Genomic DNA, 19,612 nt, shown 5'->3' on the forward strand with positions numbered 1-19,612 from the left:
CGCTCCAGATCGAACGGCAATTCGGTTTCCGGGAGCAGAGTTTTTACCTATCTTAAGTATAAAAACAACCTAAATGTATGAAAAAAGACGTACGTAGCAAACATTTTTTGCTTGAAGCAATGAAAATTACGTTTATTCAACTCTTGATGGTCTCTCTTTTTAGCGGACTTTCCTATGCCTACGATGTAAATGGTCAGGAAGTACTGAAAACTAATGTTTCTTTGAGGATAGAGTCTTTAGAAGTCAAGAAAATTCTGAGCCAAATAGAAAAACAGGCTGATGTGAAGTTTGTGTATAGTTCTAACACTATACGGTTGAATCAGAAAGTATCTATCGTGATGAGCAACACCTTATCAGAGGTACTGAACGATTTATTTACACCCCTTCAGATTTCTTATGAGGTGATTGGTGACCGCATTTTACTGAGAAAAAAATCTCAACTGCAGAAAATGTCACACATTGATGCGCTTCGCACCGATAGTGATGAGATCGTTGAGCAAACAGTAAAAGGAAAAGTAACCGAAGCCGATAAGAGCGAGGGCTTACCTGGTGTAAGTGTAACAATTAAAGGTACTACCAAAGGTACTACTACAGATATAGACGGTAACTACTCACTTGTAGTGCCAGACAACCAGTCAGTGCTTGTATTCAGTATAGTAGGGTTTGAGGCGCAGGAAGTAATTGTAGGCAACCGTTCTACTATCGACATCGCCCTTAAATCTGACGTACGCACACTGGGAGAGGTAGTAGTAGTAGGTTATGGTGTGCAGAAGAAAGAAACCGTAACAGGTTCGGTTGTGAGCGTGAAAGGTACTGAACTAGTAAAATCTCCGGCAGTTAACTTAACTAACTCGCTGGCAGGCCGTCTTCCCGGTGTTGTTGCCGTCAACAGAAGTGGAGAGCCTGGTTATGACAACTCAGCGATCCGTATCCGTGGAGCTAACACACTTAATAATAGTGAAGCCCTTATCGTAATTGACGGTATCCCTAACCGTGCCGGTGGTTTGTCTCGTCTGAACCCAGCCGATATCGAAACCATTTCGGTACTAAAAGATGCCTCTGCTGCCATCTACGGTTCTCGTGCGGCTAACGGGGTTATCCTGATCACTACCAAAAGAGGTAAAACAGGTAAACCTGAATTATCATACTCATTCAATCAGGGTTGGGCAAGACCAACAGTAGTACCTGCACTGGCTAATGCTGCGCAGTATGTTGGCATGCTGAACGACCTTGACATCTACGGACTACCGGTAAGTGAGTGGGCTGCTGCCAATCAGGCATACAAAACCAATGGTACTTATACAAGACCAAACGGTGAAGTAAGAAAAGCACCATACTCGCCTAGCGATATCCAGAAATACAGCGACGGATCAGACCCATGGTTGTATCCTAACACTGACTGGTACAAAGCTACTTTGAAAGACTGGTCGCCGCAATCACGTCATAACCTCCAATTGACAGGTGGTACTGAAAATTTCCGCTACTTGTCTACATTGGGATATCAGAAACAGGATGCCTTCTATAAAAACTCGGCAACCGGTTATGAGCAATATGATATCAGAGTAAACCTTGATGCGAAAATCAACAAATATATCAATTTGCAGATCGGCTTATTAGCCCGTGAAGAGTTCCGTCATTTCCCAACAAAAGGTGCCGGTGCTATCTTCCGTATGCAAATGCGTGGTAAACCACACCAACCGGCTTTCTGGCCAAATGGTTTACCGGGTCCTGATATCGAAAACGGTGAAAACCCTGTTGTAATTACTACTAACCAAACCGGTTACGATAACGACAAACAAGATTATTTCCAGACTAATGGACAAATCGATATCAAAATACCTGGTGTTGAAGGTTTGAAATTTACCGGTACTGCCGCTATTGACAAACGTATCCGCAGCACTAAACGTTGGGAGACACCTTGGACACTTTACGAAAAAGGTACAACACTTAACCCTGACGGAACACCAACATTGGTAGCCAGCAAACGTGGTCCGTCTGAACCTCGTCTGACACTCGGTAACGAAAACCAATTGAATATTCTATTGGGTGCTATCGGTACTTACGAGCGCACTTTCGGTTCACACGGTCTTACTGTACTAGCAGGTACAAACCGCGAAACTATTCAAGGTGATAACTTCAACGCCTATCGTCGCTACTTTATCTCTACCGCTATCGACCAAATTTTTGCCGGTGGTGACCTTGAGAAAAACAACGGCGGTGGTGCTTATGAAAGTGCACGTTTGAACTACTTCGGTCGTGTTGCTTACAACTACAAAGAAAAATATCTGGCTGAGTTCCTGTGGCGTTATGATGGTTCTGACATCTTCCCGTCGGAAACCCGTTACGGTTTTTTCCCTGGTGTGATGTTGGGCTGGGTTCTTTCTGAAGAGAGCTTCATCAAAAATGCCTTACCAGTAGTTAATTACTTGAAATTGCGTGGATCGTGGGGACAAATGGGTAACGATCAGGTGTATTTACCTAACACAACTACTCCTGCTACTTATCAGTACATGTCAACTTACGGTTTCCGTAGTTACATTATCAATGGCGTAGAAACCAAAACTTTGTATGAAACACGTATCCCTAACAACAACATTACCTGGGAGGTTGCCAATAACGCAAACTTAGGTTTGGAAGGACAATTGTTCAACGGTAAATTATCGTTCGAATTTGACGTGTTTGCTAACAAACGTACCAACATTCTTTGGTTCAGAAATGCATCAGTTCCACAATCGACTGGTTTGACACTTCCTGCTGAAAACATCGGTGAGATATCAAATAAAGGTTGGGAGTTTAACATCGGTTACCGCGGACAAGTAGGTGATTTGAAATTTAGCGCAGGTATCAACGGTGGTTATGCGAAAAACAAAGTATTGTTCTGGGACGAAGCACCAGGTGCGCCAGACTACCAACGTACTACCGGCCGCCCTATGAATACTTATCTGGCTTATATCTATGACGGCGTATTTAAAGATCAGGCTGAAATCGATGCAAACCCGATCAATTACTCGGCTATCGTAAACCAGTTACGTCCTGGAGATATGAAATACAAAGATTATAACGGTGACGGTAAAATCACTCCGGACGATCAGGTTCGTAATGATAATACTAACCTGCCGTTGTTCCAGGGTGGTGCTAACCTTTCTGCACAATACAAAAACTTCGACCTTACAGTGTTGTTCCAGGGAGCAGCCGGTGCGAAACAATACGTAAGTGCAGGTGAGTCTGGTAACATCGGTAACTTCCTGTTAGATATTTATGAAAACCGTTGGACTATTGACAACCCAAGCAGCGTACACCCACGTATCGCTAACCGTAGCGATCAGTACTACTCAGGTGGTAACACTTATTGGTTAAGAAGCACAGACTACATCCGTCTGAAAAACTTCGAGATCGGTTATACCATTCCTGATGCAGTGGGTTCGAAAATTGGTTTTAGTAATTTTAGAGTTTATGTAAATGGACTAAACATGTTGACTTGGGACAAACTGAAAGTGTATGACCCTGAGACTGATAACTCAACCGGTCAGTACTACCCTCAGTCAAAAATCATTAACGTAGGTCTAACAGCAACATTCTAAAAAATTAAACAGCAATGAATAAATTTAAGAAAATATTCGCTTCAACTGTTATAGCAGGGTTTGTTGTAGCAAGTTGTAATGATGATTTTGTGAACACCAGTCCGCTTGATCAGGTGTCTGAAACGGCGGTTTGGACTGATGCCGCGTTGGCTGAGGCTTTCGTAACTGAGATTTACGGTGGTTTGCAATTAGGAGGATTCAGTGAAGAAATGCAGGCGTCAATGACTGACGAAGCATCATTTACTCACCCGGGTCGTGGTATCACCACTATTACAGAAGCACGTTCGAATCCGGCTGAGATCGGTTGGAACAATGGCTCTAGTGCAACCGGTAACAACCGTAGTATAAGCTGGGCTAATACCTATGTTCGTATCAGATCTTGTAATCTTGCTCTGGCAAATCTGGCAACACCTAAATTTGATAACACCAGCAAAATAGCTGAGCGCCTGAGAGGGGAAGCCCTGTTTATGCGTGCTTATTACTATCATCAGTTGGTACGTAACTTTGGTGGTGTGCCATTGGTTGACCGCCCTTACGCTTTGGGCGAAGCTGATTACCTTGCTCCTCGTAATACGATGGAAGAGTGTATCAACTTTATCGTGAAAGATTGTGATGAAGCAGCAGGCTTGCTTAACGGTACTTCAATGGTGACAGGCCGTGCTTCACGAGCAGCAGCTTTGGCACTTAAAGCACGTATGCTGACTTACGCAGCCAGCGATTTGTATGACGCAAACACTGCAAAAGCAAAATCGACCGTTATGGGAGCATTCGGCAAACCAGAGTTATTGGCTATTTCGACCGGTAGCCGTGCTGAACGTTGGACAAAAGCTAAAGCGGCAGCTAAGGCAGTACTTGATATGACAGCCTATGGTTATAACCTTAATTTGTCAGCGCCTGCTACTAAAGAAGAAGGTACTACTAACTACACCAATCTATCGCTTGCGAGAAACGGTGGTGAAAAAGAAGTGCTTTTTGGCCGTTATTTCATCAATGCAAAACAGGAAGACGGTGGCCGTCAGGGCTTGTTCAATGGTCCGAATGGTTATCATAACTGGGCTGGTAATACACCTATCCAGCTCTTTGTTGACGATTATGAAATGATGGACGGTTCTAAATTCAGCTGGAGCAATGCTGAACAAAAAAGCAATCCTTATGCCAATCGTGACCCACGTTTCTATGCTTCAATCTTATATGACGGAGCACCATGGAAACCACGTACAGCTGACGTAGCAGCTAAAGACCCTGCTAACCAGATTCAGACAGGTCAGTATGAAATCATAGACGGCTCAGGCAGTAAAGTAGTTGCCCCTGGTCTGGATACCCGTAAAAGTACTGTGGAAGACTGGAACGGTAGCTACACCGGTTACTACATGCGTAAGTTTATTGACCCAAGCCCGGCTGTTGTTGACCAAAACACATGGCAACAAGTACCTTGGCCTCATATACGCTATACAGAAGCAGTGTTTAACTACGCAGAGGCTTGTATAGAATTGGGTGAAGATGCAGAAGCACGTACCTGGTTGAACAAAATCCGTTTCCGTTCAGGTATGCCTGCCATTACAGAGTCGGGTGATGCGCTGCGCCAACGTTACCGTAACGAGCGTCGCATTGAGTTGGCATTCGAAGAGCACCGTTATTATGATGCCCGTCGTTGGATGATCGCTGCCACTACTTTGGGTAGAAAAGCCAACATCATCAGCATTACGGGTACACTTAAGCCAGGCAAATCAGTTTCTCTGTATAAGTATGATCGTGAAAACTATAACTACGACTACACAGTTACTGAGCTTGATCCTGGTAAAGAAAACCGTTTGTGGTTAGATAAGATGTATTTCTTACCAATACACCGCGACGAAATGAACCGTAACAAAAATCTGGTTCAGAATCCAGGGTTTTAATTGACCTTTCAATAAATTGGGTAGTTGCGCGTTTTCCGAAGCGCTCAGCTACCCAAAATTTTTGTTTTGAAGCCTAACACCTAACCGATGAAAACCCTAAATCTGGTCTCACTTAACCTATTATTACTTTTACTGGCTTGCCAAAGTAACGACAAGTCAGCCGAAAGCGCTTCTTCCGAATCCTCGACCGAACCTCAGCTTTTCACTCTACTGGAACCTGAAAAGACCAAAGTAGATTTTCAGAATGTAATCAACGAGGGTCTGAATACCAACGTGTTGATGTATGAGTATTTCTACAATGGGGGCGGAGTAGCTGTAGGCGATGTGAACAACGATGGTTTAGACGACATTTATTTCACGAGTAACATGCAGTCAAACCGCCTTTATCTCAACAAAGGCAATATGGTTTTTGAAGATATTACAGCAGCTGCCGGAGTATCAGGCCGTGAAGGCCCCTGGAAAACCGGAACCACCATGGCTGATGTAAACGGCGACGGCCTCATGGATATTTACGTGTGCTATTCAGGTAATCTTCTGCCCGAGAAACGCACCAATCAATTGTTTATCAATCAGGGAAAAAATGCTTCGGGCATCCCTGTTTTTATAGAAAAAGCACGCGAATACGGACTCGATAGTCCGGCTGCCAGTACGCAAGCCGCCTTTTTTGATTACGACAAAGACGGCGACCTCGATATGTTTCTGCTCAATCACAACCCAAAATCTTTACCGGTTCTTGACGAGTCCACCACTGCAGATATTTTAAAGAAAGAAGATAATTCAAGCGGCATGCGTTTTTTCAGACACGACAAAGGAAAAAACGGAGAGCCCGTCTTCAAAGACATCACCAAACAGGCCGGCCTGCATAGCTCGTCGCTTTCGTATGGACTGGGCATAGCCATTGCCGACTACAATAATGATGGCTGGCAGGATATGTACGTATCAAACGATTATACCATTCCTGACTTCCTGTACCTCAACAATAAAAAGGGTGGGTTTGTTAACCAGATAGACCAGAGCGTGGGCCATTTTTCTCATTTCTCAATGGGAAGCGATGCCGCCGATATTAATAATGATGCCCTTACCGATATATTTACGCTTGATATGTTGCCGGAAGACAACCGTCGTCAGAAACTTCTGATGGCGCCCGATAATTACGAGAAGTTTGACTTCAACGTAAAAGTAGGTTTTGGTCACCAGTATATGCGCAACATGTTGCAGCTAAACCAGGGCATACTCAATGCAGGTGCTTCGGTTAAGTACCCGCAGTTTTCCGAAATCGGTCAGTTGTCGGGTATCTCAAATACCGACTGGAGCTGGAGCGCCCTATTTGCCGATTATGACAACGACGGCTGGAAAGACCTCTTCGTTACGAATGGCTATCTGCGCGACTACACCAATATGGATTTCCTGAAATACATGGGCGATTATATTCAGAACAATCAGGCTGATATCCAGCGTCAGAATGTCCTCGAACTGGTCATGAAAATGCCATCGTCGAATCTAACCAACTACATGTATAAGAACGGGCAGAATCTGCAGTTCAGAAACGTAGTAAAAAACTGGGGAATGAGCCACAACGCCAATAGCAACGGAGCAGCCTATGCCGACCTTGACAACGACGGCGACCTTGATCTGGTTGTTAACAACATCAATGTTCCTGCATTTATCTATCGCAACGATGCCGAAAAACAATTGAAAAACCATTACCTGAAAATAAAACTGAATGGCGACGGGCTTAATAAGAATGGACTGGGAGCTAAACTTACGTTGTATAAAAACGGGAAAGTGCAGTATCTGGAACAAATGCCAACCCGTGGGTATCAGTCGAGTGTTTCGCCTGTGTTGCATTTTGGCTTAGGCAGCCATACCGAAGCGGATTCACTTACGGTTGTGTGGCTGAGCGGTAAGCAACAAACACTTGCCAAAGTGGCAGCAGATAAACAACTGGAGCTGAACGAAAAAGATGCGGGAACCATCAACTCTGCTGCGCAGTATCCGGCACCGGTTCTTAAAGAAACTAATGCAGGCATAACACAGGCATTAGCTGTAAACAGTATCAACGATTTTAAAAGACAGACATTGCTGGTAAACCCACTATCGTTTGCCGGCCCAAGCATAGCTAAAGCCGATATAGATGGCGATGGCCTTGAAGATATTTTTATAGGCAGTGGGAGTGGTCAGGCCGGGCTTATATATACCCAGACCAAAGCCGGTACTTTCAGCCAGAAGAAACAAACAGCTTTTGAGGCAGATAAACAAAGCGAAGATGCAGATGCCGTTTTCTTTGATGCCAACGGCGATACTTTCCCGGATTTATACGTAGCTTCAGGTGGCTATGGTGCATTGATGCCCGACAGCCCATTGCTGCAAGACAGATTGTATCTGAACGATGGCAAGGGTAATTTTACCAAAGCAGCCAATGCTTTGCCAGCTATGTTGGTAAGTAAAGGTTGTGTAAGAGTGGCTGATATCAACCAGGATGGGAAACCCGATTTATTTGTAGGTGGACGCGTAATTCCGGGGCGATATCCTGAAACGCCGCAGAGCTATGTGCTCATCAATCAGAGCAGCACGGCAGGTGCGCGTTTTGTTGACCAGACTGACAAAATTGCACCCGGCCTTAAAAACATTGGTATGGTAACAGATGCCGCCTGGCATGATTTGAACAACGACAAAAAGCCCGAACTGATTATAGTAGGTGACTGGATGCCTGTTCAGGTATTTGCTATGGAAAGCGGTAGTTTAGCCAATGTGAGCACAAAGTATTTCGATAAAACATATACCGGCTTGTGGAATAAATTATTGCTTGATGATTTCAATAACGATGGCAGCATCGATTTGCTCATAGGTAATATGGGTATAAATTCGCAAATGCGTGCCACAGAAAAAGAACCTGCCGAGTTGTTTTACAAAGACTTTGACGATAACGGCTCGCTTGACCCGATCCTTTGTTTTTATATACAAGGGAAAAGTTATCCTTATGTAACCCGTGACGAACTGCTCGATCAGCTGAGCATTATGCGTACGCGTTTCCCGGATTACAGTAGCTATGCCGATGCTACCATGACCGACATTTTTACAAAAGAAGAGCTGGCCAATGCCAAAAAACTGGAAGCCAACACCCTTAAAACAACTTTGCTGTTAGGTAGTAAACAGGGCAAATTTACTGAAAAGGCGTTGCCTGTTGAAGTACAGTTTGCACCTGTTTATGCGCTTTCGGCTGTTGATGTAGACGCAGATGGCAAGAAAGATTTGATTCTGGCAGGTAACATTAACAGGGGGCGTTTGAGATTTGGTAAATATGATGCAAATTTGGGTCTGGTATTAAAAGGCAATGGCAACGGGCAATTTGAGGCTTTGCCTCAAACGGCATCGGGCTTGAACCTGAAAGGAGATGTGAGAAGCATAACGGTGGTCAATAATCTGTTGTTGTTTGGCATCAATCAGAAGGGTATCAAAACCTATAGTTTTAAAAAGTAGTGAGCGGGTAGAAGCGAAATCAGAGATAGTTTGTAAGGGTGATAAGGCCTTTATTCACTAATTCGCTAATTCACTCAATCACTAATTCAACCATTCACTAAATTTTTAATTGAATTCAACCCGATGAGAGTCATATTAGTATTACTTACCTGTGCCTGTATCACTTTTGGCTGCAAAAGCAAAACCGAACAAATGCCTGCATTAGGTTCAAAAGAAGTAAGTAACGTGATCAGCCGGATGACCGACATCATGATTCATGATGTATCGAATCCGCCACTGGCCAGCCGCTTTTTTTCCTACGCCTGTCTGGCAGGATATGAGGTGATGGCGCAGAACAATGATTCTATTCCTTCCATGAAGGGCAGGCTGAACAACTATCCCGATTTCAGCAAACCCAAAGTTGACGGTCCTTTCTCGCCCGAAGTGGCAGCCATTCTGGCAATGATGGAGATGTCGGCAAAAATGCAACCGTCAGGTAAACTACTGGGTGCGTATAAAGAAAAATGGATTGACTCTTGCCGCACACTCGGTTTCTCGTCTGAAGTACTTGAAAACTCTCTGGCCTATGCACAAGGCATCAGCAAACAGATGCTGGCTTATGCCAAGGGCGACCAATACAATAAAATCAGTAATTATCAGCGCTATACCCCGGGTGGAAAGGACAGCACATGGATACCTACACCTCCGGCCTATTTCCCTCCGGTTGAGCCTTATTTTCATACGGTTCGTTCTTTTACGCTTGATTCCGCCAATCAGTTCAATCCGGCACCACCCGTTGCTTTTGCCACAGATAAAAAATCTGAGTTTTACGGGCTGATGCGCCATTTATATGACGAGAAACTGACAAAGGAACACCGGGAAATTGCCGCTTTCTGGGATTGCAACCCCTTTGCTTTACAGGATAACGGCCACCTGATGGTAGGAATGAAGAAGATTTCGCCGGGTGCCCACTGGATGGGTGTCACCGGTATCGTATGTCAGCAGAAAAAACTGAGTCTGGCTAAAACCATACAGGTGCATACGGCTGTTGCCATTGGTCTGATGGACGGTTTCATTGGTTGCTGGGGAGAAAAATACCGGAGCAACCGTGTAAGGCCTGAAACCGCCATTCGCAGATATATAGACCCTAACTGGCGACCGATGTTACAAACACCTCCATTTCCTGAGTATCTCAGCGGGCATTCTACTATTTCTTCTACTTCAGCAGTTATACTGAGTCATTTCATTGGAGATAACGTTGCCTATACCGATACCGTAGAGGTACGTTTCGGTCTTCCGCCGCGTTCGTTTACCTCTTTCCATGCGGCTTCCAGCGAAGCGGCCATTTCACGATTCTACGGTGGTATTCATTTCATGGATGCCATTGAGCGCGGGCAGCAGCAGGGCACAGCCATTGGGCAGCAGGTTTTGGCACGTTTGACTAAAAATTGAATATTTTCAAGAAAAAATATTGAACTTTTGTCGGAATTTTAGAATATTTACAGATAAATAGCGTTTAACCTACGCTTGGACTTAGATATAACCCTAATTAAAAATTCCTGATGTCAAATCTGATTATAGACAGTATAAAAGAAAGGACGTTCGATGCCATTGTGATAGGTTCGGGTATGAGTGGTGGATGGGCTGCCAAGGATCTGACCGAAAAGGGGCTCAGGACACTGGTATTGGAACGCGGACGTAACATTGAACACGTAAAAGATTATCCTACCACACTTAAGAACCCATGGGAATTTGAGCATCTTGGACAGGTGCCGGATATCATCAAGCAGGAATACAAAATTCCGAGCAGACACTACATTTTTGGTGAAAGTACACTTCACTTTCTGGTAAAAGATTCAGAACAGGAATATATACAGGAACATCCGTTCGACTGGATGCGTGCTTATCAGGTAGGAGGGCGGTCCTTACTCTGGGCCAGACAAACCCAACGCTGGAGCGATTTTGATTTTGAAGGCCCGGCTCGTGACGGCTACGCTGTTGACTGGCCGATCAGATACGCCGACATTGCTCCGTGGTACAGCCGTGTAGAGAAATTTGCAGGGGTTACGGGAAACCGTGACGGCGTAGACACACTACCTGATGGTGAGTTTTTGAAACCACATGAAATGAGTTGTCTGGAAAAGCACTTCAAGCAGCAGATGGCAACGCATTATAAAGACCGCCATGTAATCATCGGTCGTGCAGCGCATCTGACAGAACCTAAAGCTATTCATTATCAGCAGGGGCGTGCCCAATGCCAGAATCGTGTTATCTGCGAGCGCGGCTGCCCTTATGGCGGTTATTTCAGTAGCGTATCGTCTACCATTCCGTGGGCGATGCGTACGGGTAAACTGACGCTACGTCCGCATTCGGTAGTGCATTCGATCATCTATGACGAGAAAAAACAAAAAGCCACAGGGGTAAGAATAGTAGACGCCAACACCCGCGAAATGATAGAGTATTACGCAAAAATCATTTTTGTAAATGCTTCTACTGTTAATTCAAACCTGATATTGCTTAACTCTATTTCGAATCGTTTCCCTAACGGCCTCGGTAATGATAACGGCCTGCTGGGTAAATATATGGCGTTTCATACATTCAGAGGTCGCATAACGGGTGAGTATGACGGCTTGCTCGATTCTACTACTGAAGGTAAACGCCCCAACAGCAGTTATGTGCCGCGTTTCAGAAATGTATATAAACAGGAGACCGATTTTCTCCGCGGATATTCGGCGGGCTTCAGCACTTCAAGAGGATATGCGCCTGACACAAGCGGCGTGGGTGAAGACTTGAAAAACAACCTGATGAAACCTGAGCTGGGGCTATGGCAGATGAATTCGCACATGATGGGGGAGACCTTACCAAAAGAGCAGAGCCGTGTGTGGCTGGATAAAGATTTGAAAGACAAATACGGAATTCCGCAATTGCACGTGTCGGTCGAATATGACGATAACGACGATAAGATGCTGAAAGATTTCTGGGAACAATATACTGAAATGTATACCAAAGCCGGGTTTAGCAACATACAGGTACACGACACCAAGCGTAATCCGGGTAGCGAAAACCACGAAATGGGCGGAGTACGCATGGGCAAAGACCCCAAAACGTCTATGCTCAATAAATGGAATCAGTTGCATCATTGCAAAAACGTGTTTGTAACCGATGGCGCATGTATGACTAGCACATCAACCCAGAACCCGTCTTTAACCTATATGGCGCTCACGGGTCGTGCCATTGACCACGCCCTGAAAGAAATGAAAGCTTTAAGATTATAAATTGTATTATATAAACTGACACCTGTTATCGCACTTATGAAAAAAAGCCTTTTATCGTTACTCTTATTTGTTTCGTTTTTTGCACAGGCACAGCGCTGGACAGCAGAGAAAGCCAATGCATGGTATGCTAAACAACCACTATTTGTCGGAGCCAATTATATTCCGGCCACGGCCATCAATGAACTGGAAATGTGGCAGGCCGATACCTTTGACCCGGCCACTATCGATAAAGAATTAGGTTGGGCAGAAGGCCTGGGCATGAACATCATGCGTGTGTTTTTGCACAATATTCCTTATGATACCGATAAGGAGGGCTTTATCAGCCGTATCAATCAGTTTCTGGCCATTGCTGATAAGCACCATATCAAAATAATGTTTGTGTTATTTGATTCCTGCTGGAACGATAATCCGAAAGCAGGCAAGCAAATGGAGCCGGTTGTAGGTAAGCATAATTCGGGCTGGGCGAGAATACCCGGCACTAAAATGTTGTTTGACTCAAGAACTTGGGGAAGCCTTGAAGCCTATACCAAAGGTATAATCAGCACCTTTGCCAATGATAAAAGAGTGATCGTATGGGACATGTTCAACGAGCCAAGCAACTCAGGTTACAATGATGCCGTAATGCCATTGCTGAGAAAATCTTTTGAATGGGCAAGAGCCGCAAAACCTTCTCAGCCGATAACCGCAGGCTGGTGGACTGACCACCCGATGAGCAACGAGTTTATGTTTGCCAATTCTGATATTATCACTTTCCATAATTATAAAGATGCAGAGAACCTGGAAGCACAGATAAAAGAACTGCAAGGCAAATTCAAAAGACCATTGATATGTACTGAATACATGGCCCGCAAACACAAAAGCACTTTTGAGACCTGTCTGCCTGTATTTAAGAAATACAAAGTCGGTGCTATTAACTGGGGGCTGGTTAAAGGTAAAACCAATACCATTTATGCCTGGGACGAGCCAATGCCTCAAGGCGGTGAGCCTGCATTGTGGTTTCATGATATCTTCCGCCCGGATGGCTCCATTTATAAACAAAGCGAAGTAGATGCCATTAAAGCAACTACGAAGAAATAATTAAAGAGCAAGAAAAAACCGCCATTATCATCGTAACAGGAGAATAGAAAATTCGGATGGATGATAAAAAGATTGAGATGGAAATCCCGTAGGGATGATATATCTGTAGTAAAAGAATGTTTTGTTCTTGTATAAGTCCCGTTAGGGACGGTATATAATATATCGTCCCTGACGGGACTCATTGTTTTGGAATACGTTTCATTTCTACGGATGTATCGTCTCTCCGAGACTTTTTCTTTGTATTTTAACCGTTACGCTCTTTAATTGAATGATAATACAGCTATGTATGGTACATTATTAACCTTTAGTGCATTTGCCACGCCTAATTATTCCTTGTATTATTATTTTCACCGAATAAATTCGGCGTCTAAAGAAACAAAGGAAACATTTTATTAGTATAAGCCGACTTAAGTCGGCTGTATGAATAAATAACACACCGTTGTTTGAATAGGCACCGACCGCGACGGCGGACCGTTTTATTCGGTGAATTATTTTGTACCTTACAAGCCTGAAAATTAACATACAACCTTGTCAGTTCATTTTTCTTTTATGAGAATCAGCCAGTTTGTGCTCCTGTTTATTCTTTCTTCCGGCTTGTATGCACAGAAGCCAAAAAAGCCCAACGTGATATATATCTATGCCGACGACCTGGGTTATGGTGAGTTGGGCTGTTATGGCCAAAAGAAAATCAGAACACCTAACCTTGATAAATTGGCCGGTGAGGGAATCCGCTTTACACAGCATTATACAGGAGCGCCTGTTTGTGCACCGGCGCGAGCCATGCTCATGACGGGCAAACATAGCGGGCATTCGTACATCAGAGGTAACTACGAACTGGGTGGCTTTGAAGACCAAAAAGAAGGAGGACAAATGCCGCTGCCTGAAGGTGCCTTCACCATCGCCGACTTAATGAAAAAGGCTGGCTATGCCACAGCGGCCATCGGCAAATGGGGTTTGGGTATGAGCAATACCACCGGCGACCCCAACAAGCATGGTTTCGATTATTTTTATGGCTACCTCGACCAAAAACAGGCGCATAATTTTTACCCTACTCACCTGTGGGAAAATGGTAGATGGGATACCCTGCGTAATGCCTACATCAAGGTGCATGAGCCATTGCCGAAAGATGAGAGCAGCCCTGTCGCCTTTGAGAAATTTAAAGGCAAAGACTACTCATTGACCAAAATGGCCGAGAAAACGCTGGCCTATATCCGTCAGCATAAAGACGAACCATTTTTTCTTTATCTGCCCTATACCGGGCCGCACCTGTCGCTACAGGCACCCGACGAAGCCGTGCAGGAATACATCGGCCGGTTTGAAGAACAACCTTACCGGGGTGGGCATGGCTATGCATCGGCATTCTACCCCAGGTCTACCTACGCCGCCATGATTACTTATATGGATAAACAGGTGGGGCGGATTATGGCTTTACTGAAAGAACTGAACCTTGATGAAAACACACTGGTAATGTTCAGCAGCGACAACGGAGCTACTTTTGATGCCGGTGGTGCCGACATCCGCTTTTTCGATAGTGTGGCCGGGTTGCGCGGCCGCAAGCAGGATTTGTATGAAGGGGGCATCCGCGAGCCTTTCATAGCCCGCTGGCCGACACAAATTAAGGCAGGGCAGGTTACTGAGCATATCAGCACACAGTATGATTTAATGGCAACCCTTGCCGGGCTCACTGGTACAAAACCTCCTCCAAACGATGGCGTTTCTTTCCTGCCCACACTTTTGGGTAAGGGTCAGCAACAGCAACATCCGTATCTGTATTTTGAGTTTCCTGAAAAGGGCGGACAAGTAGCCATACGGATGGGCCAATGGAAAGGTGTAAAAAGCAATATGAAAAAGAGTAAAGAGGCCGCGTGGGAAATTTACGATCTGAAAAACGATAGGAATGAAACCACCGACCTGAGCCATCTGCACCCTGAACTGGTCAAGCAATTTGATGCAATTGTTAAAAAAGAACATCAGCCTTCGCATATCAGAGAGTGGGAATTCATAGACCCGAAGTTCTGAGATTACTATTTTCCTCGACAAATACCACGGGCTGCGTTTCATGATTAGGTATAGCCCATTAATAATCTGCTACCAATTTCTTCTGTTCTCAAGCCGCAATGACTGTATCTACTGTCCAGACAGTAGATAAATGTATTAAAAATACTGTTCTGACAGTATTTTTAATCAAAAATAACTTGTTGAAATTTGATAAAGAATAAGGAGTAATAGCTGGCCAAAAGCCGGATATTTCATATTCAGATTTTGCTGAAAATCTTCATTTTGTTGAAGATTAAACCCTATAACTGCCAGGATAAAAGTCATGCTAAAAGATTATAAACTTTATTCGCAGGATATTATCTTTCTGAAAGCGGATATAAATTATACTGAGTTTTACATGAAAGATGGAAAAAAAATCATTTCTACATCTACCTTAAAATACCACGAGGCAGATGTACGACTGAAAGATTTCCTGAGAGTGAGTAAGTCGTATCTGGTAAACCGGCTGTATATTGGTCAGTACAGGGCGCACCACAAAGATGTAAGAATTTACTTAACCAACGGGTATGAAATAAAAGTGGCTCGTCGCCGATGTGTAGCAATCAAGAAAAGCCTTCAGGATATACCCCGGGTAAATTTTGATGAATAGAAAAAAGAACTGATAAGTAGCAATAAAGAGATATTGAAAGTATGTGCGGGTATCAAAGATATAAAGTCAAAACCTGTTGAGGTATTAAAACAACACGCTGTTCCAATAGTAAATTTGCTGTGAATAAAACGGGCTGAATTATATCGCCTAACTACTGAATTACTGCTTGCCTCTATTCTGTTTATGAATAGAGGCATCAGTTTTTTATAGCACTATTTCGTATCTTTCATTTCTTTTCGGGCATTCAGGTAACCGCGCACAACGGTGAAGGTAGTTACCGCCAGAAAGAAGATAATAATATACTCTACATAATTAAGAATACCGGGGAATCTCTCACCAAAATAGAATCCTCCGCCTACCAGTGTGATTGTCCAGATAGCCCCGCCCAGTATATTGAAAATTATAAACTTGTGGAAAGGCATTTTTACGATTCCCGCCAGAATAGGGGAGAAAGTGCGCACCACCGGTAGAAAACGGGCAATGATTAATGTCTGGCTGCCATATTTGGCAAAATATTTCCGGGTGCTGTCTATGTGTTTTTTCTTAAAAAACAGGGAGTCGGGCCTTGCCTGTATTCTGTCGCCAAAATACCAGCCGGAAAAGTAGCCCACCAGCGAACCAAACACCGCCGCCAGAAAAATACAAGTGAGCAATAAAGGAAGAGGAACATCCAGAATTTTGGTACCACAAAAAACGCCTGACAGGAATAAGAGATAGTCGCCGGGAAGAAAGAAACCAAAGAAGAAGCCGTTTTCAATGAAAATAATCATGGTAATAGCTATCAGGCCTCCCGTTCGGATTAACTCTTCCGAATCCATCAAATATTTAAACCATTCATTTATCTGTTCCATCAGAGTGTGTTTTAGGTTTTGCTGAGTTTGGTCTATAGTACTTTCGGCTCATTCAGTTCGATTACGTATCCGTCAGGGTCAGTAATATAAATCTGATAGGCACCGTCGAATCTTTGCTGGCGATGATAAGCTACTCCTTTTTCTTTCAGATAGGCTTCAATGCTATCGGCTGATTTGGCCGGGATAGTCCACGAAAAATGCCCTCCGTTTTTATCATTATTGGTTACAGGTTCATTTCTACCCAGCAAAAGGTGTAGTTCCTGACCCGGTGCAATCTGAAACCAACGTCTGATAGCTACCAGATTATCAGGTACACCCAGAGGTTTTAAGCCCACAATTTCACGGTAGAACTTCGCACTTACCTGCAGGTCTTTTACAAATAAACCCACATGATTATATGACTGGATCGGAATGCCATTCGACTGAGCAAAGCTACCGGCCGAAATACCCAACAGAAGAACAAGAATACATTTAGAAAAATTCATAGGAAGGTTGTATATAAAGGTTGAAAAATGTTTTAAATCTTTTGTCATCAGACCAGTTCAGACAACTCCAGCCAACGCATTTCTTTTTCTGCAATGGCTTCGTTTGTCTGCTCAAATTCTTTGGCCCATTGTGCCAGTTGTTCATGTGAGCTATTGCCCGAGTTCATGTTTTCAAGCAGCAATGCTTTGGTCTGCTCCAGTTTTCCGAGGTCTTTTTCCAGACCTTCGTACTCTTTTTGCTCTTTGTAACTGAGTTTTCGTCTGGCTTCAACTTTAGGCGCCGTTGGGGTGTCAGCTAATGGTTTTGGTGCCTGCGCGTTTTCTGTGGTTAATTCCGGCTTTTCGTCTTTCCAGTTGCGGTAGTCGGTATAATTGCCCGGGTAATCTCTGATGTACCCTTCGCCTTCAAATACAAACAGGTGTTCCACTATTTTATCCATAAAATAGCGGTCGTGCGATACAACGAGCAGACAGCCCCCGAAATTCATCAGGAAGTCTTCCAGTACATTAAGCGTAGAAATGTCGAGGTCGTTGGTCGGCTCATCCAGAATCAGAAAGTTCGGGTTCTGAACCAGAATTTTCAGTAATTGCAGACGACGTTTTTCTCCACCGCTCAGTTTATACACAAAGCTGTATTGCATGGCAGGCGGAAACAGGAATAAAGTCAGAAAATTGGAGATGGAAAGTTCAGTGCCATCAGCCATTTTTACATATTCTGCAATTTCACGCACTACGTCAATCACTCGTTGGTCGTCTTTAAAATCAAGTCCGTCCTGCGAGTAATATCCTATTTTAATGGTTTCACCTTTCACCACACGCCCCATATCGGGCTTTATTTTTTCGGTAATGAGTTCGAGCAAAGTGGTCTTACCCATACCATTTTTGCCTACAATACCTATGCTGTCACCTCTTTTGAAAGTATAAGAAAACTCAGAAATTATCTTCTGGGTGCCAAAAGCCTTGCTGACATGATTAATCTCTATAATCTTGCTGCCCATGCGCTCCATCTTCATGCTCAGCTCCAGTTTTTCGTCGGGGCGTTTCTTAACGGTCTTGTCTTTCAGGTCATAAAAGGCATCAACACGGCTCTGCGATTTGGTGCCCCGGGCCTTGGGTTGTCGGCGCATCCATTCCAGTTCTTTGCGCAGCAGGTTCCTGTAGTTCTTCTGGGTAGCGGCGTTCACGGCTTCCTGCGCCTCTTTTTTCTCCAGATAATAATTGTAGTTGCCGGTGTATTTATATATCTGGTTATCAGCCAGCTCTAAAATCCGGTTACATACCTTGTCAAGAAAATAGCGGTCGTGAGTTACGAGCAGCAAAGTAATGTTTGAGGACGACAGATACCCCTCCAGCCATTCGATGGTGTCCAGGTCGAGGTGGTTGGTAGGTTCATCCAGAATCAGAAAGTCAGGTTCTTCAATCAGCACACGCGCCAGTGCCACGCGTTTCTGTTGCCCGCCTGAAAGATGACCTATCAGCTTGTCGAAATCAGTAATACCGAGCTTGGCCAGAATCTGCTTCACTTTTACCTCGTAGTCCCAGGCTTTCAGTGTATCTACTTTTTCTATGGCATCGGCCAGTCTTTTATCATCATGCAGGTTCAGCGCCAGTTCATATTCTTTAATGGCGGCTGTCAGCGAGTTTTCAGATGCAAAAATGGTTTCCAGCACCGTTTTACCGGCGGGCAGATCAGGGCTTTGGTCGAGGTATCCGGTTCTGATGTCCTTTCTGATGCTGATTTCACCCGCGTCAATATCGGTCTTCCCGATGATCATATCCAGCAATGACGATTTCCCCGAACCGTTTGCACCTATCAACGCTACTCTTTCGCCTTGCAGAATACCAAAAGTAAGATTCTTAAACAGCCAGCGCTCTCCTAAATTTCTGCCGATATTTTCAGCCGATAAATAATTCATAATCTTTTAAATAAACCCCTTCGTTGTCGGTTGTGGCAAAAATACACTTAATTTCCGGTTAATCGTTCGGCCAGTTGTTCCCATTCTTCATCGAGCGATACCGACGGCATGCTTACTCCGGCTCTCCGGTACCAGTAATTGGCATTCCACTGGTCGCCCTCTTTGCGGTGCAGGTAGGCATGCAGGCGGTCGTACTCACGGGTGCCTTCTTTGCTTTGGGCTACATTGTGGGCGGCTTCCCAGTTGCCTTTATAGTCGTGCCAAAGGGCTTGTAACAAAGGAGATATATCGTTTGGAACTTTTGTTGCCGAAAGCGTGCTTTTAAATGTCTGAAGATCCATATAAGTTTCTTTACACGGTTTTTTGTTTAATCGGTACTTTAGAAAATAAAAACCGATAATTTTGTTCAAATTTACAAAACCA

Annotated in this window: 12 protein-coding genes; 8 read left to right on the plus strand and 4 right to left on the minus strand. The window is 44.2% G+C overall.

Annotated elements, in window-relative coordinates; translation table 11 throughout:
- Positions 1-449 precede the first annotated feature (449 nt).
- From AC1RRY_RS19965 to AC1RRY_RS20000, 8 genes are all read left to right on the plus strand, one after another.
- Positions 450-3,581, plus strand: coding sequence for a SusC/RagA family TonB-linked outer membrane protein (locus tag AC1RRY_RS19965; RefSeq protein ID WP_492823814.1), 3,132 nt, complete (start codon positions 450-452; stop codon positions 3,579-3,581).
- 14 nt (positions 3,582-3,595) lie between these two features.
- Positions 3,596-5,479, plus strand: a complete 1,884-nt coding sequence (locus AC1RRY_RS19970; RefSeq protein ID WP_492823750.1) for a RagB/SusD family nutrient uptake outer membrane protein — start codon at positions 3,596-3,598, stop codon at positions 5,477-5,479.
- Between the two features lie 87 nt (positions 5,480-5,566).
- Positions 5,567-8,959, plus strand: a complete 3,393-nt coding sequence (locus AC1RRY_RS19975) for a VCBS repeat-containing protein (protein ID WP_492823748.1) — start codon at positions 5,567-5,569, stop codon at positions 8,957-8,959.
- Positions 8,960-9,082: 123 nt separating this feature from the next.
- Positions 9,083-10,390, plus strand: a complete 1,308-nt coding sequence (locus AC1RRY_RS19980) for a vanadium-dependent haloperoxidase (protein ID WP_492823746.1) — start codon at positions 9,083-9,085, stop codon at positions 10,388-10,390.
- A 110-nt stretch (positions 10,391-10,500) separates the two neighbouring features.
- Positions 10,501-12,213 carry a GMC oxidoreductase gene (locus AC1RRY_RS19985; RefSeq protein WP_492823744.1) on the plus strand — a complete coding sequence of 571 codons (1,713 nt, stop codon included), beginning with the start codon at positions 10,501-10,503 and terminating at the stop codon, positions 12,211-12,213.
- A 36-nt stretch (positions 12,214-12,249) separates the two neighbouring features.
- The gene (locus AC1RRY_RS19990; RefSeq protein ID WP_492823742.1) at positions 12,250-13,290 is read left to right on the plus strand and encodes a glycoside hydrolase family 2 TIM barrel-domain containing protein; all 1,041 of its coding nucleotides are present in this window, start codon (positions 12,250-12,252) and stop codon (positions 13,288-13,290) included.
- 549 nt (positions 13,291-13,839) lie between these two features.
- Positions 13,840-15,309: an arylsulfatase gene (locus tag AC1RRY_RS19995; RefSeq protein WP_492823740.1), complete on the plus strand. Its 1,470-nt coding sequence runs from the start codon at positions 13,840-13,842 to the stop codon at positions 15,307-15,309.
- Between the two features lie 301 nt (positions 15,310-15,610).
- Entirely contained in the window at positions 15,611-15,937 is a 327-nt protein-coding gene (locus tag AC1RRY_RS20000; RefSeq protein WP_492823738.1) for a LytTR family transcriptional regulator DNA-binding domain-containing protein, read from the plus strand.
- A 212-nt stretch (positions 15,938-16,149) separates the two neighbouring features.
- Here the strand turns inward: AC1RRY_RS20000 and AC1RRY_RS20005 are convergent, their stop codons facing one another.
- From AC1RRY_RS20005 to AC1RRY_RS20020, 4 genes are read right to left on the minus strand one after another with little or no spacing between them, the layout of a single operon-like run.
- A complete protein-coding gene (locus tag AC1RRY_RS20005; protein WP_492823736.1) occupies positions 16,150-16,788 on the minus strand; it encodes a DedA family protein in 639 nt (212 codons plus the stop codon).
- A gap of 32 nt (positions 16,789-16,820) precedes the next feature.
- A complete protein-coding gene (locus AC1RRY_RS20010; RefSeq protein WP_492823734.1) occupies positions 16,821-17,273 on the minus strand; it encodes a VOC family protein in 453 nt (150 codons plus the stop codon).
- A 47-nt stretch (positions 17,274-17,320) separates the two neighbouring features.
- A complete protein-coding gene (locus AC1RRY_RS20015) occupies positions 17,321-19,189 on the minus strand; it encodes an ABC-F family ATP-binding cassette domain-containing protein (RefSeq protein WP_492823732.1) in 1,869 nt (622 codons plus the stop codon).
- A 47-nt stretch (positions 19,190-19,236) separates the two neighbouring features.
- Positions 19,237-19,530: a hypothetical protein gene (locus AC1RRY_RS20020; RefSeq protein WP_492823731.1), complete on the minus strand. Its 294-nt coding sequence runs from the start codon at positions 19,528-19,530 to the stop codon at positions 19,237-19,239.
- Between the last annotated feature and the right edge of the window lie 82 nt (positions 19,531-19,612).

It is taken from the genome of Emticicia sp. GW821-FHT11C11 (assembly GCF_058808615.1).

Excerpts from the sequence above, each read along its gene's own strand:
- AC1RRY_RS20010 (WP_492823734.1), bottom strand. The coding sequence starts at position 17,273 with ATGAATTTTTCTAAATGTATTCTTGTTCTTCTGTTGGGTATTTCGGCC.
- AC1RRY_RS19985 (WP_492823744.1), top strand. The coding sequence starts at position 10,501 with ATGTCAAATCTGATTATAGACAGTATAAAAGAAAGGACGTTCGATGCC.
- AC1RRY_RS19995 (WP_492823740.1), top strand. The coding sequence starts at position 13,840 with ATGAGAATCAGCCAGTTTGTGCTCCTGTTTATTCTTTCTTCCGGCTTG.
- AC1RRY_RS19970 (WP_492823750.1), top strand. The coding sequence starts at position 3,596 with ATGAATAAATTTAAGAAAATATTCGCTTCAACTGTTATAGCAGGGTTT.
- AC1RRY_RS20020 (WP_492823731.1), bottom strand. The coding sequence starts at position 19,530 with ATGGATCTTCAGACATTTAAAAGCACGCTTTCGGCAACAAAAGTTCCA.
- AC1RRY_RS19980 (WP_492823746.1), top strand. The coding sequence starts at position 9,083 with ATGAGAGTCATATTAGTATTACTTACCTGTGCCTGTATCACTTTTGGC.
- AC1RRY_RS19975 (WP_492823748.1), top strand. The coding sequence starts at position 5,567 with ATGAAAACCCTAAATCTGGTCTCACTTAACCTATTATTACTTTTACTG.
- AC1RRY_RS19965 (WP_492823814.1), top strand. The coding sequence starts at position 450 with ATGTCACACATTGATGCGCTTCGCACCGATAGTGATGAGATCGTTGAG.
- AC1RRY_RS20000 (WP_492823738.1), top strand. The coding sequence starts at position 15,611 with ATGCTAAAAGATTATAAACTTTATTCGCAGGATATTATCTTTCTGAAA.
- AC1RRY_RS20005 (WP_492823736.1), bottom strand. The coding sequence starts at position 16,788 with ATGGAACAGATAAATGAATGGTTTAAATATTTGATGGATTCGGAAGAG.
- AC1RRY_RS19990 (WP_492823742.1), top strand. The coding sequence starts at position 12,250 with ATGAAAAAAAGCCTTTTATCGTTACTCTTATTTGTTTCGTTTTTTGCA.
- AC1RRY_RS20015 (WP_492823732.1), bottom strand. The coding sequence starts at position 19,189 with ATGAATTATTTATCGGCTGAAAATATCGGCAGAAATTTAGGAGAGCGC.